The organism is Streptomyces sp. NPDC051218 (assembly GCF_044455475.1).
Taxonomy (GTDB): Bacteria; Actinomycetota; Actinomycetes; order Streptomycetales; family Streptomycetaceae; genus Streptomyces.
In genome coordinates, this window is the sequence record NZ_JBITEU010000004.1 from 464511 (window position 1) to 484919 (window position 20409).

Annotated in this window: 21 protein-coding genes; 11 read left to right on the forward strand and 10 right to left on the reverse strand. The window is 71.9% G+C overall.

Annotated features, from left to right (window positions below):
* Positions 1 to 79: 79 nt before the first annotated feature.
* The 3 genes from otsB to ACIBCK_RS15630 are packed head-to-tail and all read right to left on the reverse strand — an operon-like array spanning position 80 to position 2472.
* Complete coding sequence (gene otsB / locus ACIBCK_RS15620; protein ID WP_399390440.1) at positions 80 to 940, reverse strand: trehalose-phosphatase; 861 nt, start codon at positions 938 to 940, stop codon at positions 80 to 82.
* Between the two features lie 16 nt (positions 941 to 956).
* Positions 957 to 1244 (reverse strand): DUF3263 domain-containing protein, encoded by a 288-nt coding sequence (locus ACIBCK_RS15625; protein WP_399390441.1) that lies wholly within the window; start codon positions 1242 to 1244, stop codon positions 957 to 959.
* Between the two features lie 10 nt (positions 1245 to 1254).
* Positions 1255 to 2472 carry an ABC transporter substrate-binding protein gene (locus ACIBCK_RS15630; RefSeq protein ID WP_399390704.1) on the reverse strand — a complete coding sequence of 406 codons (1218 nt, stop codon included), beginning with the start codon at positions 2470 to 2472 and terminating at the stop codon, positions 1255 to 1257.
* Between the two features lie 180 nt (positions 2473 to 2652).
* On the opposite strand from ACIBCK_RS15630, the gene ACIBCK_RS15635 reads away from it, so the two are divergent.
* From ACIBCK_RS15635 to ACIBCK_RS15655, 5 genes are all read left to right on the forward strand, one after another.
* Positions 2653 to 3546, forward strand: coding sequence for an SIS domain-containing protein (locus ACIBCK_RS15635; RefSeq protein ID WP_399390443.1), 894 nt, complete (start codon positions 2653 to 2655; stop codon positions 3544 to 3546).
* Between the two features lie 475 nt (positions 3547 to 4021).
* Positions 4022 to 4993, forward strand: coding sequence for an ROK family protein (locus ACIBCK_RS15640; RefSeq protein WP_399390445.1), 972 nt, complete (start codon positions 4022 to 4024; stop codon positions 4991 to 4993).
* The gene (gene nagA, locus ACIBCK_RS15645) at positions 4993 to 6174 is read left to right on the forward strand and encodes an N-acetylglucosamine-6-phosphate deacetylase (RefSeq protein ID WP_399390447.1); all 1182 of its coding nucleotides are present in this window, start codon (positions 4993 to 4995) and stop codon (positions 6172 to 6174) included. The genes ACIBCK_RS15640 and nagA overlap by 1 nt, the downstream gene beginning before the upstream one ends.
* Positions 6175 to 6298: 124 nt before the next feature.
* Positions 6299 to 7231, forward strand: a complete 933-nt coding sequence (locus ACIBCK_RS15650; RefSeq protein WP_399390449.1) for a 1-phosphofructokinase family hexose kinase — start codon at positions 6299 to 6301, stop codon at positions 7229 to 7231.
* Between the two features lie 79 nt (positions 7232 to 7310).
* Positions 7311 to 8159, forward strand: coding sequence for a ketose-bisphosphate aldolase (locus ACIBCK_RS15655; RefSeq protein ID WP_399390451.1), 849 nt, complete (start codon positions 7311 to 7313; stop codon positions 8157 to 8159).
* A 33-nt stretch (positions 8160 to 8192) separates the two neighbouring features.
* Here ACIBCK_RS15655 and ACIBCK_RS15660 read toward each other — a convergent pair whose 3' ends face one another.
* Together ACIBCK_RS15660 and cdgB are read right to left on the reverse strand one after the other, a co-directional pair.
* On the reverse strand, positions 8193 to 9179 hold the full coding sequence (locus ACIBCK_RS15660; protein ID WP_399390453.1) for a CBM35 domain-containing protein: 987 nt from the start codon (positions 9177 to 9179) through the stop codon (positions 8193 to 8195).
* A 75-nt stretch (positions 9180 to 9254) separates the two neighbouring features.
* Positions 9255 to 10928 carry a diguanylate cyclase CdgB gene (gene cdgB / locus ACIBCK_RS15665; RefSeq protein ID WP_367043256.1) on the reverse strand — a complete coding sequence of 558 codons (1674 nt, stop codon included), beginning with the start codon at positions 10926 to 10928 and terminating at the stop codon, positions 9255 to 9257.
* Positions 10929 to 11334: 406 nt separating this feature from the next.
* On the opposite strand from cdgB, the gene ACIBCK_RS15670 reads away from it, so the two are divergent.
* On the forward strand, positions 11335 to 11859 hold the full coding sequence (locus tag ACIBCK_RS15670) for a flavin reductase family protein (protein WP_399390706.1): 525 nt from the start codon (positions 11335 to 11337) through the stop codon (positions 11857 to 11859).
* 66 nt (positions 11860 to 11925) lie between these two features.
* Here ACIBCK_RS15670 and arfB read toward each other — a convergent pair whose 3' ends face one another.
* Positions 11926 to 12354, reverse strand: a complete 429-nt coding sequence (gene arfB, locus ACIBCK_RS15675) for an alternative ribosome rescue aminoacyl-tRNA hydrolase ArfB (protein ID WP_399390455.1) — start codon at positions 12352 to 12354, stop codon at positions 11926 to 11928.
* A 206-nt stretch (positions 12355 to 12560) separates the two neighbouring features.
* On the opposite strand from arfB, the gene ACIBCK_RS15680 reads away from it, so the two are divergent.
* Together ACIBCK_RS15680 and ACIBCK_RS15685 are read left to right on the forward strand one after the other, a co-directional pair.
* Positions 12561 to 13136, forward strand: coding sequence for a TerD family protein (locus tag ACIBCK_RS15680; protein WP_249589187.1), 576 nt, complete (start codon positions 12561 to 12563; stop codon positions 13134 to 13136).
* Between the two features lie 113 nt (positions 13137 to 13249).
* Complete coding sequence (locus ACIBCK_RS15685) at positions 13250 to 13765, forward strand: GNAT family N-acetyltransferase (protein WP_399390457.1); 516 nt, start codon at positions 13250 to 13252, stop codon at positions 13763 to 13765.
* A gap of 67 nt (positions 13766 to 13832) precedes the next feature.
* On the opposite strand, the gene ACIBCK_RS15690 is transcribed toward ACIBCK_RS15685, so the two are convergent.
* The 4 genes from ACIBCK_RS15690 to ACIBCK_RS15705 form a co-directional block, all read right to left on the reverse strand.
* Complete coding sequence (locus ACIBCK_RS15690; RefSeq protein ID WP_399390458.1) at positions 13833 to 15281, reverse strand: M1 family metallopeptidase; 1449 nt, start codon at positions 15279 to 15281, stop codon at positions 13833 to 13835.
* Between the two features lie 41 nt (positions 15282 to 15322).
* Positions 15323 to 16459 (reverse strand): hypothetical protein, encoded by a 1137-nt coding sequence (locus tag ACIBCK_RS15695; protein WP_399390460.1) that lies wholly within the window; start codon positions 16457 to 16459, stop codon positions 15323 to 15325.
* Positions 16456 to 17058: an ankyrin repeat domain-containing protein gene (locus tag ACIBCK_RS15700; protein WP_399390462.1), complete on the reverse strand. Its 603-nt coding sequence runs from the start codon at positions 17056 to 17058 to the stop codon at positions 16456 to 16458. Before ACIBCK_RS15700 ends, ACIBCK_RS15695 begins: the two co-directional genes overlap by 4 nt.
* A gap of 62 nt (positions 17059 to 17120) precedes the next feature.
* The gene (locus ACIBCK_RS15705; RefSeq protein ID WP_399390463.1) at positions 17121 to 17678 is read right to left on the reverse strand and encodes a heme-binding protein; all 558 of its coding nucleotides are present in this window, start codon (positions 17676 to 17678) and stop codon (positions 17121 to 17123) included.
* Between the two features lie 254 nt (positions 17679 to 17932).
* Here ACIBCK_RS15705 and ACIBCK_RS15710 point away from each other — a divergent pair, with 254 nt between their 5' ends.
* Genes ACIBCK_RS15710 through ACIBCK_RS15720 form a run of 3 tightly spaced genes read left to right on the forward strand, consistent with a single transcriptional unit; the run spans position 17933 to position 20398 of the window.
* Positions 17933 to 19216 (forward strand): sensor histidine kinase, encoded by a 1284-nt coding sequence (locus ACIBCK_RS15710; protein WP_399390465.1) that lies wholly within the window; start codon positions 17933 to 17935, stop codon positions 19214 to 19216.
* A complete protein-coding gene (locus tag ACIBCK_RS15715; RefSeq protein ID WP_399390467.1) occupies positions 19213 to 19857 on the forward strand; it encodes a response regulator in 645 nt (214 codons plus the stop codon). Before ACIBCK_RS15710 ends, ACIBCK_RS15715 begins: the two co-directional genes overlap by 4 nt.
* A gap of 43 nt (positions 19858 to 19900) precedes the next feature.
* Positions 19901 to 20398 carry a hypothetical protein gene (locus ACIBCK_RS15720; RefSeq protein ID WP_399390469.1) on the forward strand — a complete coding sequence of 166 codons (498 nt, stop codon included), beginning with the start codon at positions 19901 to 19903 and terminating at the stop codon, positions 20396 to 20398.
* The last annotated feature ends 11 nt before the right edge of the window (positions 20399 to 20409 follow it).

The following is a 20409-nucleotide window of genomic DNA, read 5'->3' on the forward strand; positions in this document are numbered from 1 at the left end:
CGCGCCGAGCGGGTTTTCGGGAAGGGGCGGGGTTGGGGAAAAGTCACCGGGTAGGCGTCAGCCCTAACCTCGGCGCCGGTCAGCCCAGTTGAGCAGCGATGGCGGAGAGCAGCTCCACCACGCCCTCCGGCCCGTCCACCACCAAGTCGGCCCGTTCCGCCAACTCCGCCACCTCCGCACTGCCACTGCACACCAGCAGCCCCCGCACCTGGTCGGAGCGGAGTTTCTCCACCGCCGCGAAGGCGGGGAGGTCGCCGAGGTCGTCGCCCGCGTACAGGACGGTCTCGGCGCCTACCTCCCGTACGTAGTCGGCGAGGGCCACGCCCTTGTCCATGCCCGGTGGGCGCAACTCCAGGACCATGCGGCCCGGTTCGACGATCAGGCCGTGGCGGGACGCCAGCTCGGCGAGCGGTTCGCGCAGCGCCTCGAAGGCGGCCTGCGGATCGGACGCGCGGCGGGTGTGGACGGCCACCGCGCGCCCCTTCTCCTCTATCCACGAGCCGCGCCAGGCGCCGATCGTGTCCAGGAACCCCGGCAGTTCGGCGCGCACGGCGGCGACCCCGGGGTGCGGCTCGGCCGCGTGCACGGTGGAGGAGACGGCGTCCCAGCGCTCGGCGCCGTAGTGCCCGAGCACGACGAGGTGTTCGAGGCCCGGGACACCCGCGAGGCCGCCGTAGCGCACCGCCACGCCCGCGGGGCGCCCGGTGACGACGGCGACGGACAGCACCTTCGGCGCGAGCGCGGCGAGGGCCGGGACGGCGTCGGGGTGGGCGCGGGCCTGCTCGGGGTCGGGCACGATCGGCGCGAGCGTGCCGTCGAAGTCGAGCGCGATCACGGTTTTCCCGGGCCGCGCGAGGAGCGCGGCAAGGCCCTCGCGCCCCGCGGGGGTCACGGGCTCGGGCAGCTCGGGAGAGTTCGGCGCATACTCAAGGTCACCCATGGGCCCGACCCTACGCTCAACGCTCCGTGCGCCGGGACTCCCTGACCCGCCGAAGCCGGTTGACGGTGACCGGATCGTGCGCGAGGGCGCGGGGATCGTCGAGCAGGGCGTTCAGGAGCTGGTAGTAGCGCACCGGCACCAGGCCGAGCTGCTCACGCACCGCCCGCTCCTTGGCGCCGGGACCGGTCACCCAGTCGCGGCGCTCAAGGGCGAGGATCGCGCGGTCGCGCTCGGAGAGACCGGTGTCGGGGAACGCGTCGTCGGAGGAATCGGCTGGATCCGAGGCGTCCGTGGCATCCGTCATGCCGGCCACGCTATTCCGAGTTCTCCTCGGTGGCCGCCTTGGTCTGGATCTGGCTGAGGATCGACGCCGGGTTGCCGTTCTCGTCGACGGACTTGCCGATGTACTTCTTCACATCGACGGACACCTGCGCCCAGGACGTCTTGCCGACGGGGTACAGCTGCGAGGTGGGCAGCTCGTCGAGGAACTCGGCGAGCGCCTCGTCGTTCTTGTTGCCCGTCATCTGCTCGGCGGCGGTGTTCGTCACGGGCAGCAGGTCGTACTCGCGCGAGAAGTCCAGGACGTTCTTGGTGCTGTAGGCGAAGTCGAGGAACTTGCCGACCTCCTCGCGGTGGCCCTTCTGCTTGAAGGCCATCATCCAGTCGGCGACACCCATCGTGGCCTGGGCCTTGCCGTTCACGCCGGGCATCGGCACCATGCCGTACTTCACGCCCTTCTTGGCGGCCATCTGCATCAGCGTGGGGTGGCCGTTGAGCATGCCGACGTCGCCGCGCGTGAAGGCGGCGAAGGCCTCGGCGCGGTCGAGCTTGGCGGGGGGCGTGGCCCCGGTCAGGCCCTTGCCGACGAGCTCGTCCTTCAGCCAGGTGAAGGTCTTCACGTTCTGCGGGGAGTCGATGTCGTACGTGCCGACGTTGTCGGTGTAGCCGCCGCCTCCGCTGAGCAGCCACTGCATCGTCTCGGCCTGCGCCTCTTCCTTGCCGAGCGGCAGGGCGTAGGGGATTTTCACGCCGCGCGCCTTGAGTGTCTTGGCGGCGGCCGCGAGATCGCTCCAGCTCTGCGGCGGCCTGAGGCCGGCGTCCTTGAAGATCTTCTCGTTGTAGAAGAGCAGGCGCGTGGAGGAGGCGAACGGCATGCCGTACTGGACGCGCTTGAGCTCGCCCGCCTCGGAGAGGGGGGCCATGAAGTCGGCCTGGGTGGAGATGGAGACCAGGTCCTCGGTGCGGTACAGCTTGTCCTGCGCGGCGTAGTCGGCGTAGGCGCCGATCTGGGCCATGTCCGGGGCGTCGCCGGCCTTGACCATTTCCTTGACCTTGCGGTCCACGTCGGTCCAGGAGTAGACGTCGACGTCGACCTTGATGCCGGGGTTCTCCGCCTCGAACTTCTTGGCGAGCTTGTCCCAGTACTTCTGGGAGCTGTTGGCCTTGGAGTCGCCGTAGTCGGCGGCCACCAGCTTGAGGGTGACGTCGCCGGAGTCGCCCGGACCGCCGCAGCCGGCGAGTACCGCCGCCATGCCCAGTGCGGCTATCGCCGCGGTCAGTCCTGTCGCGCGCCGCTGCACAGCTGTTCCCACCCTCGATGATCTTCGTGAACTGCGATTTTCCCTCGCGTATGGACACGAGGTCTACACCACCTCAGTATCGCTTGTGCAACGGCGTACCAATGACGTCCCACCGGCAAGGAGCCCTGACGCATGTCGCGTACCGCAGCAGAGATCGCAACGCAGCCCGCCTGCTGGCACCGGGCGGCCGAGGCCGCGCTCGCCTTCGACGGGCTGCCGCGGCCGGGCGAGCGGGTGGCTGTCACCGGGTGCGGGACGTCGTGGTTCATGGCCATCGCCTACGCGGCGCTGCGCGAGGCCGCCGGGCAGGGCGAGACGGACGCGTTCGCGTCGTCGGAGTTCCCCGCGGGGCGGACGTACGACCGGGTCGTGGCCATCACGCGCTCGGGTACGACGACGGAGGTACTCGAACTCCTCGGCGAGCTGAAGGGCACGGTCCCGACCACGGCGCTCACCGCCGATCCGAAGACGCCGGTCATGGACGCGGCCGACGCGGTGGCGGTCCTCGACTGGGCGGACGAAGACTCGGTCGTCCAGACCCGCTTCGCGACGACGGCCCTGGCGTTCCTGCGGGCCGGGCTCGGTGACATCCCCGGCGTGAAGCCGGTCGCCGACGCGGCGGCGGACGCGGAGCTCGCGGTGCGGGAGCCGCTGCCTGCCACTGTCGTGGAGGCCGAGCAGTGGACGTTCCTGGGCCGCGGCTGGACGTACGGCCTCGCGCTGGAGGCGGCGCTGAAGATGCGGGAGGCGGCGGGCGCCTGGACGGAGTCGTACCCCGCGATGGAGTACCGCCACGGCCCGATCGCCATCACCGGCCCCGGCCGGGTGGCGTGGATGTTCGGGGTGCTTCCGGAGGGGCTCGCGGCGGATGTCGCCCGGGTGGGCGGCGAACTGGTGACCCACCGAACCATGGACCCCATGGCGGACCTGATCCGGGCCCAGCGGCTAGCGGTGGCCCTGGCAGAAGCACGGGGCTACGACCCGGACCGCCCGCGGAATCTGACGCGGAGCGTGATCTTGGGCTGAGGGGGGTGCCGTGCCGACCCCCGGGGGGCCATGCCCGCCCCGGGGGGGGGCGGCTGCGATCACCTTTCGGCGGGTGGGCGGCTAACCCTGAACCGCCGCTTCGCGACGGATGTCTCCCACCCACCCACCCGATCACCCAGCAGCGCCCCCACACCGAACGACGCAAAACCTCCCACCCGGGGTAACGGGCGGGCGGGTGGGGAAGATCTGCCGCGCAGCGGCGGGCTTGGGAGACCGCGCCGGAAGGACGGACAGAACCCAGACAAAGCCCGGCACACCGCGGGGTAACGGGCGGGCGGGTGGGGAAGATCCGCCGCGCAGCGGCGGTACAGGGGAGCCCGCCCCGGGCGGAGCCCAGAGGCCTCGCCCCCGTGGGGCGGAAAGGGGCGCCCCGCCGCGAAAAGGACCTTCGCCCCCGCGCAAGCACCCCGAAGTGGACTAGACCTCTCGCGGCGAAGGCGCGACACTGTCACCCGTGAGACATGTCATCGCCCTCGATGTGGGCGGCACCGGAATGAAGGCCGCCCTGGTCGGAGCGGACGGCGCGCTCCTGTACGAGGCGCGGCGGGCCACCGGCCGGGAGCGCGGGCCCGACGCCGTGGTCGAGTCCATCCTCGGCTTCGCCGCCGACCTCCGCGCCCACGGGATCAAGGAGTTCGGGGAGCCCGCCGCCGCGGCCGGTGTCGCGGTCCCCGGCATCGTCGACACCGAGCGCGGCATCGCCGTCTACGCATCGAACCTCGGCTGGCGCGACGTCCCGATGCGCGAGCTCCTGAGCCGCAGGCTGGAGGGCGTACCCGTGGCACTCGGCCACGACGTCCGCACCGGCGGCCTCGCCGAGGGCCGGATCGGCGCGGGGAAGGGTGCCGACCGGTTCCTGTTCGTGCCGCTCGGCACGGGAATCGCCGGAGCCATCGGCATCGGCGGCGGCATCGAGCCCGGCGCCCACGGCTCGGCGGGCGAGATCGGGCACATCATCGTGCGCCCCGGCGGACCGCCCTGCGGCTGCGGCCAGCGCGGCTGCCTGGAGCGCCTCGCATCCGCGTCCGCGGTGAGCGAGGCCTGGGCGGCGGCGAGCGGCGACCCGGACGCGGACGCGGCGGACTGCGCGAAGGCCGTGGAGTCGGGCGACCCACGGGCCATAAAGGTCTGGCAGAACGCCGTCGACGCGCTCGCCGACGGCCTCATCACCGCCCTCACCCTCCTGGACCCGCACACCCTGATCATCGGTGGCGGTCTCGCCGAGGCGGGGGAAACCTTGTTCACACCCCTGCGGGCGGCCATGACGGAACGGATCGTCCAGTTCCAGACCCTGCCCCTCGTCGTCCCCGCCGCCCTGGGGGACACCGCCGGATGCCTGGGCGCGGGCCTGCTCGCCTGGGATCTCCTCGGCGAACCCGGGCCCCTGCCCCCCACTGACCCCGACTCCACGGAGGTAACCGCCTGATGGCCGCTAGCAAAGTTCTCGCCGGTGCTCAGGTGGTACTCCCCACCGGGACGCTCACAGGCGGCCGCGTGATCGTCGACGGCACGCGCATCGCGGATGGGGGCACCTCCCTGCTCGAGCGCAGCCGAGAGCTTGGGGGAGCTCCCGCGGACGCGGAGACGATCGACCTCACCGGCCACTGGGTGGTCCCCGGCTTCGTCGACATCCACAACCACGGCGGCGGCGGAGCCTCCTTCACCTCCGGCACGGTCGAGGACGTGCTCAAGGGCGTCCACACGCACCGCCTGCACGGCACGACCACCGTCGTCGCCTCCACCGTCACCGGCGAGATGGACTTCCTCGCCCAGCGGGCCGGCCTGCTCAGCGAACTGGCCGAGCAGGGCGACATCGCGGGCATCCACTTCGAGGGCCCCTTCATCTCGCCGTGCCGCAAGGGCGCCCACAGCGAGGTGCTCCTGCGCGACCCGGACCCCGCCGAGGTCCGCAAGCTGATGGACGCGGCCCGCGGCCGGGCGAAGATGTTCACGCTCGCCACGGAGCTGCCGGGCGGCATCGACTCCGTACGGCTCCTCGCCGAGCACGGCGTCATCGCGGCCATCGGGCACACGGACGCGACGTACGAGCAGACGGTGGAGGCCATCGACGCGGGCGCGACCGTCGCCACGCACCTCTACAACGCGATGCCCGGCCTCGGCCACCGCGAGCCGGGCCCGATCGCCGCGCTCCTGGAGGACGAGCGGATCACGGTCGAGCTGATCAACGACGGCACGCATCTGCACCCCGCCGCGTTCGAGCTGGCCTTCCACCACGCGGGCGCCGACCGCACCGCGCTCATCACGGACGCGATGGACGCGGCGGGCTTCGGCGACGGGCGGTACATGCTCGGCCCGCTGGAGGTCGACGTGAAGGACAGCGTCGCGCGCCTCGTCGAGGGCGGTTCGATCGCCGGCTCCACCCTCACCCTGGACCGCGCGTTCAAGCGCTCGGTGACCGTCGACGGTCTCGCCGTCGACGACGTCGTGCGCGCCATCTCCGCCAACCCCGCCAAGCTGCTGGGGATGTACGACACGGTCGGCTCGCTGGAGCCCGGCAAGGACGCCGACCTGGTGGTCCTGGACGCGGCCTTCGACCTGGTGGCCGTCATGCGCAAGGGCGAGTGGGTCGTCGCGCCCACGCGTTGAAAGGCGCCGCGGAGAAGGCGGTCGGTCCGGACCCCTGGGCCAACCGCCTTCTTTTTGGCATGATCAGCCGCGCAAGAGGACAGCAGCAAGCGCGTTCTCCATTGATCCCGGGGGTGGACGACACGTGATTCTGACGGTCACGCTGAACGCCGCCCTGGACATCACCTACCGCGTCCCCGCCCTCACCCCGCACGCCTCGCACCGCGTCACCGAGGTCATCGAGCGGCCCGGCGGCAAGGGCCTGAACGTCGCCCGCGTCCTCGCCGCCCTCGGCCACGACGTGACGGTGACCGGCTTCGCGGGCGGCGACACGGGCCGCGTCCTGCACGAGCGCCTCACCCGCGAGCCCCGCGTCACGGACGCGCTCGTGCCCGTCGACGGCGCCACCCGCCGCACGCTCGCGATCGTCGACGCGACGACCGGCGACACGACACAGCTGAACGAACCGGGACCGGCGATCTCGCCCGCCGAATGGGCCGCTTTCCAGGAGTCGTACGAGGAGCTGCTGCGCCGGGACGCGGCGGCCGTCGCACTCTGCGGGAGCCTGCCGCCGGGCGTCCCGGTCGGCGCGTACGCGACGCTCGTACGGGCCGCACGCGCCGCCAAGGTCCCCGTGCTCCTCGACACCAGCGGCGAGGCGCTGCGCCGTGGCGTCGCCGCCCGCCCCGACATCGTCAAGCCGAACGCCGACGAACTGGCCGAGCTGACCGGCTCCCACGAGCCCGCCCAGGCGACCCGTGACGCCCGCCGCAGGGGCGCGTACGCCGTGGTGGCGTCCCTGGGCGCCGACGGCCTGCGCGCCGTCACGCCGGAGGGCACCTGGCAGGCGGCCCCGCCCACCCGCGTGCGCGGCAACCCGACGGGCGCCGGTGACTCGGCGGTGGCGGGCCTGCTCTCCGCCCTGGTGGAGGGACTCCCGTGGCCGCGGCGCCTCGCACGGGCCGTGGCCCTGTCCGCGGCGACGGTCGAGTCCCCCGTGGCGGGCGAGTTCGCGCCGTCGACGTACGAAGACCTGCTCGCGCGGGTCGCGGTGACCGGGGAGGCCACCGCGGCGTGAGACCACGCGTCTCCGCGTGGGCGACGCACAACGCGACGCACAACGGGCCGCTGCGGCCCAGGAATTGGGGACATTCAACGTGCCACTGGTATCCACCGGCGACCTGGTATCCGACGCGCGCGCGGCGGGGCGCGGGATCGCCGCGTTCAACGTGATCACGCTGGAGCACGCGGAGGCGATCGCCGCGGGCGCCGAGCGGGCGGGCTCCGCCGCGATCCTGCAGATCTCCGAGAACGCCGTGAAGTTCCACGGCGGCAGCCTCACCGCGATCGCCGCGGCGACGGCGGCGGTCGCGAAGGCGTCATCGGCCCCGCTCTCCCTGCACCTGGACCACGTCATGGACCCGGAACTCCTGCGGGCCGCCCACCCCGAGGGCTTCAGCTCGGTGATGTTCGACGCGTCGAAGCTGCCGTACGACGAGAACGTCAAGGCGACCGCGGAGGCCGTGCGTTGGGGCCACGAGCGGGGCATCTGGATCGAGGCGGAGCTGGGCAAGGTGGGCGGCAAGGAGGGCGAGGCCCCCCTGGACGCGCACGCCCCCGGGGTGCGGACGGACCCCGCGGAGGCGGCGGCCTACGTGGCCGACACGGGAGTCGACGCCCTCGCGGTGGCGGTGGGTTCCTCCCACGCGATGACGTCCCGTACGGCGACCCTGGACCACGAGTTGATCGCCGCGCTCACGGCGGCGGTCCCCGTACCGCTCGTGCTGCACGGCTCAAGTGGCGTGCCGGACAACGAGATCCGGCAGGCCGTCGCGTCCGGCATGGTGAAGATAAATGTCGGCACGGCCCTCAACACGGCGTTCACGGGCGCGGTGCGCGCGTACCTCGGCGCCCATGAGCAGGGCGTCGACCCCCGGAAATACCTCGCCCCGGCTCGCGAGGCGATGGCCGGGACGGTGGCGGGGTTCCTGGGGCTGCTGACGTAGTACCGGGAGCAGCCCCAGGCAGGCGGTGACGGCTCAGCCCTTGTCGCCCTCCACGAGCCACATCTTGTCGATGTTGGCCCCGGTCGTCCCGCACAGGTCGCTCTGCGCGCAGGTGAGCGTGACCGAGTTGGTGCCCTTGGTGAGCTGGACCACCGCCCAGGTGTTGGTCCAGCCCTTCTCCCAGTCCCCTTCCTCCGCGTGGGCGAAGTTCTTCATGTTCAGGGGACGGGTCTGCTTCTTGCCGTTGACGAGGATGGTGGCGTTCGAGTCCTTGCCGGGGACGCCGTAGTTCACGTGGAGGCTGTACGAGCCGGACTTCGGGATGCCGCTCACATTCCATGTCACCTGGGCGCCGACCTTGTCGAACCCGGAGACGTAGACACCGCCCTCGGACTCGGCGCCCTCTATGTCGGAGGCCGTGGTCGTGCCGCCCTCCAGCTTCAGGGCTTTCGCGTCCGTCTTCGGCAGGTCGGCGGGACCGTCGGGCTTCTTCGTCGGCTTCTCGCTGGGCTCGACCGTCTCGGCCTGGGTGGAGCCGGCGCCCGCGTCCGTCTCGCCGCCCTTGTCGTCGCCGCCGCCGAACAGCATCGCGGCGCCGATCCCGATGGCGACGACCGCGACGACCGCGATCGCGGCGATCAGGAGGCCCTTGGTGTTGGGGCCGCCGCCGCGACCGCCGGAGCCGCGGGACGCCGGGGTGTACTGCGGGGCCGTGGGGGCTCCGCCGGGCTGCGTCTCCGGAGCGGCGTAGTGCGCGTTCGGCTGGCCGTAGGCCTGCTGCTGCGACGGCACCTGCTGGCCGTACGCGGGCGGGGCCTGTGTGCCGTAGGCAGGGGGGCGGCGGTCGCCGACCGCACGCACCTGGTTGTACGAGGACCGGGAACCGGGGTACCCGTAGCCGCCCCCGCCGCTGGGCGGGGTGGCGCCGGCCGCCTGTCCGTCTTCGTACAGATAGCCGAACGGATCGTCGTCGCCCTCCGGCGGGTTCGGCGCGTGTTCGCCGTTATTGCCGGGCGTCATTCCCAGGTCACTCCCTCATATCGCTGACCGGGGGAGCCTACCCGCTCCGGGTAGGCCCAATGGGTGGCGTGCGCCTCATCCGGCCCGCCTGTGCTGCTTGGCACGTGACCGCTTCTCCACGTACATCCGCTGGTCAGCGGAGTGCAACACCTCGTCTGCCGACATCCCGCAGTGCGCCCAGCCGATGCCGAAACTCGCACCTACCCGGACCGCTCGCCCGTCCACCCGTATCGGCGGGATGATCGCGTTCCGCAGCCGGACCGCGAGGTCCTGCGCGTCGGCACGGCCGAGGCCGTCCGCGAGGACGACGAACTCGTCGCCGCCGAGCCTCGCCACGGTGTCCCCGTCACGAACGCCGCTGGTCAGGCGCCTGGCCACCTCGATGAGGACGGCGTCACCGGTGTGGTGCCCGAAGCGGTCGTTGATCGACTTGAAGCCGTCGAGGTCGCAGAAGAGCACCGCGAGGCCCTTGGTGCCGTCGTCCGTGTCCCCGTGCCCCTCGGGCGGCGCGACGGTGTGCACATGGTGGTCGAAGCCGTCGGCGCCCTGCTGGAGTGCGTGCGCGTTGTTCGAGCCGTAGTCGAAGCTGTGCTGCCCGTCGGCGTCGTACACGCCGTCGTACGCCGCGTCCAGCGAGTCCACCGCGCTCGGCTGACCCGCGTGCGGCCTGCGACAGAGGCGGGCGCTGAGGCGCGAGCGCAGCTCGGCGGAGTTCGGCAGGCCGGTGAGGGAGTCGTGCGAGGCGCGGTGCGCGAGCTGGAGCTCGCGGCGCTTGCGCTCCTCTATGTCCTCGACGTGGGTGAGCAGGAAGCGCGGCCCGTCGGCGGCGTCGGCGACCACGCTGTTGCGCAGGGAGACCCAGACGTACGTCCCGTCGCGGCGCGCGAGGCGCAGCTCGGCCCTGCCGCCCTCGGCGGAGGTCCGCAGGAGCGTGCCGATGTCCTCGGGGTGGACCAGGTCGGAGAACGAGTAGCGGCGCATCGCGGACGCGGGGCGGCCGAGCAGGCGGCACAGGGCGTCGTTCGTGCGCAGGATGCGGCCGTGCTGGTCGCCGCCCATCTCGGCGATGGCCATACCGGACGGCGCGTACTCGAAGGCCTGGCGGAAGGACTCCTCGCTGGCCCGCAGCGCCTGCTGCTCGCGCTCCAGGCGGACCAGGGCGCGCTGCATGTTGGCGCGCAGGCGGGCGTTGCTGATCGCGATGGCGGCCTGGAAGGCGTACATCTGGAGGGCCTCGCGGCCCCAGGCGCCGGGCCTGCGGCCGTTGCGGGGGCGGTCCACGGAGATCACGCCGAGCAGTTCGCCGCCGGCGGCGCCCGTCGCGTACATCGGGGCGAAGAGGCGGTCGGCGGGGTGCCACTCGTCCTCGAAGCGGGGCTCGGGGCCGTCGGTGTACCACTGGGGGACGTCGTCCTCGTCCAGGACCCAGCCCTCGGTGTACGAGATGAACCGCAGGGCGCCCCAGGCCTCACCCATGGCGAGGCGCTTCTCCCAGGCCTCGCGGGAGCCGACACGGCCGGTGATGAGGGCCTCGGCGGCGGTGTTGCCCGCGAAGGCGGCGACCACGAGGTCGCCGTCGGGGCGCACGAGATTGACGCACGCCAGCTCATAGCCAAGGCCGTTGACCACGCCGTCGGCGACCGTCTGCAGCGTGTCCGCCAGGCTCCGGGCCGTGTTGAGATCCGCCACCACCTGATGCAGCTGCCGCAGGGTCGCAAGACGGACGTACGGCTCCGACTCGGTCTCCATTGCTCGCTCTCCCCGAGACCTCGACAGCAACTCCAGGATTCGCAGCGCCCTTAGTGTTCTCGTCGTACCTGAGTTTCCTCAGTGTCTGATTGCCACCGTCACTGAATCACAGCGAGCAGCTCACTCGGTACACAGGGTCAACAAAATATGGGTCCTGTGACTCAAGTCACAGATGGGAAGCCTTCGTTGGTCCAGTCCACTCCTCCGTCGCACACCCTGCCAGGGCGTCGCGGGCATCGGCCATCGGTCCTAGGCCCGGTCTCGGCCCTGGGCCCGATGTGACGGCGGGGGCGGCGCGGCTAGCGTCACTCTCGTGGTTCCCGTACTGAAGACATCTGCCGAGAGCGCTGCCGCGACTCCCCCTGCCCCGCCCTCCCCCCGTGCCCCGTCCCCCGACGGGCATCCTGTGGGGGTGAGCAACGAAGAGTTCCGCGCCGCCATGTCCCGGCTCGCCGCGGGGGTGGTCCTGGTGACCGCCCGCGAGCCGTCCCTCGACGCGGACGACCCGCAGGCACCGGTCGGGGAGGACGTCGGCATGACCGCGACGGCCTTCCTCTCCGTGTCCCTGGACCCGCCGCTCGTGCTGGTCAGCCTGCGTGAGGGCTCCCGGATGGACGACCTGCTCGCCGAGCAGCCGCTGTGGGGGGTCTCGGTGCTCTCCGAGAGCCAGCGGCACATCGCGGGACGGTTCGCGATGAAGGGCAGGATCAGCGACCGGCTCCTCTTCGAGGACATCGCCTACGCCCGGGGGGAGACGTCCGGGGCGCCCTTGATCGGCGGCGCGCTCGCGACGCTGGAGTGCCGGACCGAACAGACCGTGACAGCGGGTGACCACACCCTTGTCATCGGGCGGGTACTTTCGGCTGATCTGCCGAGCGCCGACGGCGGCCCATTGACGTACTTCAAGGGGAAGTACCGACAGTTGGGCTGATGGTTTTCGCTTCAACGGACTTTGCTGGCGCACCTTTGCGCTCAGGGGCGCCCGCCCGGCCGGGGCTCAGCCCCAGCCATCCCCCGAGCGGCCGCGCTTGGTCTGGCTGCGCTGCTTCTTCTCGCGCAGCCGCCGTTCGTTGATCCCGCGGGGGATCTTCGTGGCGCGGCGGGGCCGCGGCGGCGGCGCGGTGGCCTCCGCGAGCAGCGAGGCGAGGCGGGTGGCCGCCATCTCGCGGTTGCGCCACTGGGAGCGGTGCTCGGAGGCCCGCACGCTGACGACACCGCCGACCAGGCGGCCCGCGAGCCGCTCCAGGGCGCGTTCCTTCCACACCGGGGGCAGGGCTTGGGTGTTGGCCAGGTCGAACCTCAGCTCCACCTGCGAATCGCTGGTGTTGACGTGCTGACCGCCCGGCCCGGAGGACCTGGAGAAGCGCCACATGAGCTCGGCCTCGGGCAGGGAGACGGAGCCGCGGATGACATAGGGACCGGACATGAGTCCTATGGTCCCGCGTCTGTCCGGTCCACGTCACCCGCATTTACGGCGCGGCACGCTTGCGGCGTAAGGGGCGCAAGAGACGAGTAAAGAAAGTAAAAGGACCTGGAACCTCTGGGACCCCGGTCGACGTTCATAGGGGTGACGGTAGCTTCGTCCCCAGTACGAAGCCCGTTCGTACGCAACGAGGGAAGGGACTCCCAACAATGGCAGTAAGCCTGTCCAAGGGTGGCAACGTCTCGCTCACCAAGGAGGCTCCGGGCCTGACCGCCGTCACCGTGGGCCTCGGCTGGGACGTCCGTACCACCACTGGCACCGACTTCGACCTGGACGCCTCGGCCATCGCGGTGAACCCGCAGGGCAAGGTCTTCTCGGACCAGCACTTCGTCTTCTTCAACAACAAGGTGACGCCGGACCAGACCATCGAGCACACCGGTGACAACGTCACGGGTGAGGGCGAGGGCGACGACGAGCAGATCAAGGTCAACCTGGCGGGCCTCCCGGCCGACATCGACAAGATCGTCTTCCCGGTCTCGATCTACGACGCCGAGAACCGCTCGCAGAACTTCGGCCAGGTGCGGAACGCCTTCATCCGCATCATCAACCAGGCCGGCGGCACCGAGATCGCCCGCTATGACCTGAGCGAGGACGCCGCCACCGAGACCGCCATGGTCTTCGGCGAGCTGTACCGCAGCGGCGCGGAGTGGAAGTTCCGCGCGGTCGGCCAGGGGTACGCCTCGGGCCTCGTCGGCATCGCGCAGGACTTCGGCGTCAACGTCTGAGGTTCATAGGCCAGTTCACGAGGGCCCCCGGCGGAATCTCCGCCGGGGGCCCTCGTGGTGGGTCGCCGCCCGCCTCGGCGCGAGGGCGAGGTGCGACGGCTAATCTGCGCCGCATGATCCTCGAACCGCTCGCACCCGCGGAGGACGGCGCGCTCCCCGGCGAGCTGCTCACCGAGCTCACCGCCCTGTACGCGTCGAACCACGTCTTCCACGCCCTCTCCGGGGACTTCCCCGACCCCGCGGACATCCGCCCCGAGCAGGTCGCCGCGGAGCTCGCCGACGAGCTGGCCGCGCCGGGGGCCGAGGTGCTCGTCGCACGGTCCGCGGGGCGGGTCGTCGGCATCGCCGTCACGCTGGAGCGCCACCCCGACCCCGCCGACCCCGATCCCTGGATCGGCCTGCTCATGGTCGATGCCGGGCAGCAACGCAAGGGGCACGGCCGGGAGTTCGCGGGCAGGATCGAGGAGCGGTTCCGGGCGGACGGGCGCGGCGGGGTGCGGATCGCCGTCCTGGAGGGGAACGCAGCGGGGCTCGCCTTCTGGAGCGCACTCGGGTACGAGGTCATCGACCACCGCCGCGATCTTCGGGCGGACCGCCCCTGCGCGGTCCTTCGCAAGCAGCTTGCGTAGGCCCGTTCCGTACGCCACCGCACCGAAGCAGCCACGCAGGACGCCCTGGTCTTCGTCCACCCCTGCCCTAGGGACGCGCCGGCTTCCCGTCGCCGTAGAGCCACGGGCCCCAGATGGCGCGCACCTTCTTGCGCGCCGCCTCGCTGCCCGCGTGCTTCTCCACGTAGCGGGTGAAGTCACCGGTGTCCGCGTTGCCGTGGCGGTGGGTCCTCGTCCAGCCCTGCACGATGTCGTAGAAGGTGTCGTCGCCCACCGCCCGGCGGATCTTGTGGATGACCATGCCGCCCCGCTCGTACACCGGGCTGTCCGAGATGTCCGCGGCGGACGGCGGTTTGGCGGGCGGGAAAGCCCAGATGGCGTCGTTGTCCTCCTGGTCCTCGTAGTAGTCGCCCGCGTAGATCTGGTCGAAGATCTCCTGCGCGCTGTCGCCGTCGTTGTCCTCCTGCCAGAGCCACTCGGCGTACGTCGCGAAGCCCTCGTTCAGCCACATGTCCCGCCAGGACTTGGGCGTCACGGAGTTCCCGAACCACTGGTGGGCCAGCTCGTGCACGATGAGCTGGGGCTCGGGGGCTCCGGGGTAGGTGGGCCGGGTCTGGGTCTCCAGGGCGTAGCCCGCGTCCCCCTCCCCGGCGACGATCGCGCCGGTCGACGAGAAGGGGTAGGGGCCGAAGTTCAGCTCCTGCCACTCCATGATGTCGGGGATGCGGGCGAGCGCCTTCGCACTGGCCTTGGCCTCGGAGGGCAGCACCGCGGTGAGCACCGGGATGCCGGACTTCGTCGTCGACTTCTTCACCTCGTACGGCCCGATCGCCACCGTCGCGAGATAGCTGGCCATCGGCTCCGCGCCGTGCCAGGCGAAGGTGGTGCGGCCGTTCTTGGTCGACTCGCGGGTCAACTCACCGTTGGAGATGGCCTTCAGGCCCTGGGGGACGGTGACGCGTATGTCGTACGACGCCTTGTCCGAGGGATGGTTGTTGGCGGGGAACCACGCCATCGAGCCGGACGGCTCGCCCAGCGCGATGGCACCTTCCTCGGTCCTCAGCCAGCCCTCCTCGGAGTCGTCCGGGTCGGTGATGGTCTCCGGGCTGCCGGAGTAGCGGACGACCGTGCGGAACGTCTCGCCCTCGTCGAGGTCGTCCGCGGGCCGGATCGTCAGCTCCTGCCCGTCGCGGTGGAAGGAGGCGCCCTTGCCCTCGACGCTCACGCTCTTCACCTCGAGCCCCTTGAGGTCGAGGTTGAAGGCGCTGAGGTCCTTCGTCGCGCGCGCCGTGATCTCGGCCGTGCCGGTGAGGTGACGCGCGTCGGGGTCGTACCCGATGGCCAGGTCGTAGTGCGCGACGTCGTAACCGCCGTTGCCCAGCTTGGGGAAGTACGGGTCACGCACGCCGTCGGCCCCGGGCGTGCCGTGCACTCCGGAGCCGCTGCACGCGGTGAGGACGAGGGCGGTGAGGGCGGCGGCGGACGTGCCGCGCAGCGCCGTGGATCGTAGGTGCACGGATGCGATCTTATGCGGCATATGTTCGTCCGGCTGTCCCGCCCGTACGCGGTGGCGCCGCCCTACAGGACAGCGATGCCCAACGGGCGCTCTCCCGCGGGGAGTCGGTGCGTGTCGCCGCTCTTCAGGTCGATGACCGTGATCCCGTTCCAGAAGCCGTCGCGGGTGAAGCCGCCGGTGACGTAGGCGGTGCCGCCGTCCTCGGAGACGGCCACGTCCTCGTGCGGCCCTTCGAGCGGGAAGACCTTCTCCTTGCCGTCCTTCGTACGCATGGTCAGCGAGGGCCCCTCGTCCGTCGAGGGGTCGATGGGTCCCGTGCCGACCGCGAACAGCGTGCCGTCGTCCGTGATCCGTGCGCCGTGCTGATGGGTGTTGGCCGTCATCTTCTCGATGGCGGACTCCCCCGTGCGCGGATCGAGCACGACGAGCTTCTCGCCCTCGAAGGGCAGCAGGAGCTTGCCGTCCGAGGGGCGTACGGCGGCGTAGTGCGGCTTCAGCCAGGAGCCGAGGCCGCCTTCCGTGCCGTAGGGGGCGACTTCGATGCGGCGGGGGTCGAGGGAGTCGGCGCGGACCACCGTCACGTCGAAGGAGTCGTGGTTGGTCGCGTAGACCTCGCGGCCGTCCTTCGACACGTCCACGTCGAAGGGGCGCCGGCCCACTGGAACGGTGTCCGTGACCTCGCGCTTCCCGGTGTCGATGACCTCCAACGCCCCCTTCCCGTCCGGCACGTTGACACCTACGTAGGCGTGCTCGCCGTCCGGGGAGAGTGCGATGCCCATGCCGCCGCCGCGGTACTCGCCGGTCGTCACGGGGCCGGTGTCGGTCTCGTAGGGGATGCGGTCGACGCGCTCACGGGTGTGGGTGTCGACGACCGCCACGGCATCCGCGGTGGCGACCCAGGCGCGGCCGTCGTCGCCCACGGTCAGGCCGTACGGGGCTGTACCGACCCGCACGGATTCGATGGGGCCGCGCTCGGGGTCGACGAACGTGACGGTGTCCGAGCCGAAGTCGGCCACCAGGAGGGTGCCGTCGGGGGTGCGTTGTTCCGCCGGCAGGGTGGCCGTGGCCTTGGGGCGGGCGGGCTCGGTGGCGCGCTCGGTGCCGGAGGCCGCCCGGCTGTCCGCGGCGGCTCCGCAGCCCGCGAGTACCGCCGCCGCGAGGACGGCCGACGCACCCGTGGCGAAAGCCCGCGCCTTCACGCGGCGCCCCTCAACAGCGCGGCGATCTCGGCGAAACCGCGGCGCTCGGCGTGCGCGAGTGGCGGCACGCCGTCCCGGTCGGCGAGGCCGGGCGTCGCGCCCGCGGCGAGCAGCAGCTCCACGATCTCCTGGTGCTTCCGCCCGCCGTCGCCGAGGATCACGGCCTCCAACAGGGCGGTCCAGCCGAGGTCGTTGACGTGGTCGACGTCGATGTCGGTGACGCGCAGGACTTCCCGTACGTACGCGACGTGGCCCCGCTCAGCCGCGGGGATCACGGAGATCCCGCCGAAGCGGTTACGGAGCTTCAGGTCGGGCCCCGCGGGCAGCAGGACGTGCAGCATGGCGACGCTGCCGGTCACGCCGATGGCAAGCCAGGGGCTCTCGGCGCGGTGGTCCTGGGCGTCGACGTCGGCGCCCGCGGCCACCAGGGCTCGCGCGGCCTCGACGTGATCGCCGGTGACGGCGATCAGCAGGGGTGTGCGCAGCTCGGTGTCGCGGGCCTCGACGCGGGCGCCCGCTTCGAGAGCGGCTCTCACCTCGTCGGCGTTACCGGCCCGTGCGGCGTCGAGCAGCCGCTGGTCATCGGCGGTCCTCGCCATGGTCGTCCTCCTCGTCGTCGTACGGACCGGAAACAGCCTCGGAGTCATGAGATCCGCTGGCTTCAGCGGCCGAGCGCCGCGACGCCCGCCTTCGCGAACTTCTCGTCCAGGTCGCCGCTCGGGGCGCCCGCGACGCCGATGCCCGCGATGGGCGCGCCCTTGGCGGTCACCGGCGCACCGCCCGCGAGGAACAGCGTGCCGGGGATGTCCTTCAGGTTCGGGGTCTGCTCCAGGCGCTTGACCAGCTCGGAGGTGGGCGCGTTCCAGGAGACGGCGGTGTAGGCCTTCTTCACGGCGGACTCGGGGGACTGCGGTCCCGCGCCGTCGCCGCGCAGCTCGACGATGGTGTTGCCGTTGCGGTCGACGACGGCGACGGAGACGCGCTGGTTCTCCTTCTCGGCGGCGTCGAGGGTGGCCTGGGCGGCCTTGGTCGCGGCGTCGATGTTCAGGTGCGTCGACTGCGTGAGGTTCTTGTTGCCCGCGTCGGCGGCGACGGCGGCCTGGGGAGCGGCGGCCGGGGCCTCTGCGCTGGCGGAGACGGCGCCGAAGGTTCCGGCGCCGAGGACGGCGGCGGTGGCGGCGACGGTCAGGACACGGGTGCGGCGGGAGAGCTTCTGCATCGGGGGCTCCTCGGGTGAAGGCGTGAAGGCGGCGGGTTTCGGGGGAGGTCGTTTCCCCTGTTCCGGGGGAGGTCGTTTCCTCTGCGATCAATCCTCCGGCCGCATCCGGGGCCCACCCCTCGACGTACCGGCTGCCACCTGCGCGCGGCTCGGCCGACACGAGGGTCAGCCGATCGGTTGACCCCCTGGTGATCCCGCCGGGTCACAATGAGGTTGTTTGCGCAGTTCAGGAGCGAGTCGGAAGGAGCGAAGCCGTGCAGCAGGCCGCAGGCGCCCCCGAAGAGCCCGCCGCCCCGCGGGGCGACTCCTCCGGCCGACCGCGCGTCACCCCGCAGGCGCCCGCCCGCGCGGGCAGGGGGCCCGAGGACCCCGACTCACGCTGGCTCGCAGCCGTCATGCACACGGCGTTCTTCGTCCTCCTGGGCTCTTCGCTGACCCGCTTCCTGATGCGGCACCCCGGCGAACCGCGCACCCCGTGGATCATCGCGCTCTCGGTCTCCCTCGCACTTCTCTACGTGCTCGGCCCCGCCATCGGCGCCCGCCCCACCGCACCCCGCCGCCTCACCTGGCTGATTCTCGTCGTGGCCGTCTGGGTCGTGCTGGTCATACTCGCGCCGAGCTTCGCATGGTGCGCGGTGCCGCTCTTCTACACCGGCCTGCGGACGCTGCCGCCGCGCGCCGCCCTGTTCCTGGTGGCCGTCCTGACCGCCTTCGTGGTCGTCGCGCAGTTGCGGCTCGCGGGCGGCTTCGACCCGAACCTGCTGCTCGCGCCGCCCGCCTGGGCCGCGGTCGCGACCGCCGTCTTCCTGTACATGCAGCGCCAGGCGGCCCGTCAGCGCACGCTCATCGACGACCTCATCCGCACCCGCCGCGAACTGGCCGCCACCGAGCGGCGCGAGGGCACGCTCGCCGAGCGGCAGCGCATCTCCATGGAGATCCACGACACCCTCGCCCAGGGCCTGTCCAGCCAGCAGATGCTGCTCCAGGCCGCGGACCGCGTCTGGGACACGGACCCGGCCAAGGCCCGCACCCATGTCCGTACCGCGGAGTCGATCACCGAACGCGGCCTCGCCGAGGCCCGCCGCTTCGTGCACGACCTCGCGCCCGCCGACCTCGCCGACGGCGGCGGCCTCGACGAGGCCCTGCGGACGTTGGCCGCGCGCACCGCGCTCGACGCGGGCCTCACGGTCCGCTTCCACTCCGAGGGCGCCCCCGTCCCGCTCCCCGACCGGACACAGTCCGCGCTCCTTCGCATCGCGCAGGGCGCCCTGGCCAACGTGACGGAGCACGCGGGCGCGGCGACGGCGGCGCTGACGCTCACGCACCTGGACGACCAGGTGGTGCTCGACATCGCCGACGACGGCTGCGGCTTCACCCCCAGGGAATCGCCTTCCGCCCCCGACCGGCGGGGCCACGGCCTGCCCGCGATCCGGGCCCGCGCACGGCAGCTCGGCGGCACACTGACGATCGAGTCGGCGCCGGGCGAGGGCACGGTGCTCTCGGTGGCGATCCCGCTGACCCCCCAGGAGCCCGCATGACGACCCACGCCGCGCCCCCGGTCCGCCTCCTGGTCTGCGACGACCACATCGTCGTACGGGCCGGACTGCTCGCCCTGCTGGGCAGCGCGCCGGACATCGAGGTGGTCGGCGAGGCGGGCACCGGCGAGGAGGCGATCGCGCTCGCCGCGAAACTGACCCCGGACGTGGTCCTGATGGACCTGCAGCTGGGCGAGGGGATGGACGGCGTGGAGGCGACGCGCCGCATCACGTCGGTCGCCGCCCCCGCGCCCCACGTGCTGGTCCTGACGACGTACGACACGGACGCGGACATCACCCGCGCCATCGAGGCGGGCGCGACGGGCTATCTCCTGAAGGCGGAACGCCCCGAGGAGCTCTTCGCCGCGATCCACGCCGCCGCGCAGGGCCGCACCACGCTCTCCCCGCCGGTCGCCTCCCGCGTGATGGCCCGCATGCGCAAGCCGCTGCCGACCCTCACCGACCGCGAGCTCGACATCCTCGCGCAGCTCTCCCAGGGTCTCGGCAACCGGGAGATCGCGCGGGCGCTGTTCATCAGCGAGGCCACGGTGAAGACGCACCTGGGCCGGATCTACGACAAGCTCGGGGTGGATACGAGGGCGGGCGCGGTGGCGGTGGCGAAGGAGCAGCGGCTGCTGCCCTGAGCTGTGCCGTCCCGCCCCTGCGGGCCATGACACCATCGACCACGTGCTCGACATCGGCTACGCCCTCTCCCACCGCTTTCCCGACCCCCCTCAGTTCGACTACCGCCGCGCGGATGTGCATGCGCTGCGGCACGACCTGTTCTGCGGGGACGTGTATCTCGCGGACACGAAGGCGGACCGGGAACTGTCCACAGCCTGGGGATGGGTGCCCGTCCTGGACTTCGCGTGGGCGCTGTGCGACATCGTCGAGCGGGTGGACCAGGACCCGCGGGGCAGCCGTGCTTCCCGCCCCCAGTACGCGGAGCTGGACTTCACGGAGTCGAGCGACCGCATGCTGTTCACGCGGCGCTTCGGGTGGGTGGACATCGAGGCGGACTGGATGCGGGCGGAGGAGCCGCCACTGACGTTCTCCCACTCCGAACTCCGCCGCGAGGCCCGCGACTTCCTCCAGGACCTCCTGGCGGACCTCATCGACCTCCACGAGCCCCTGGGGGACAACCCGGCGATCTGGGCGCTCCAGTCCCGCTTCCCCCGGGCGTAGGCGCCCAACGG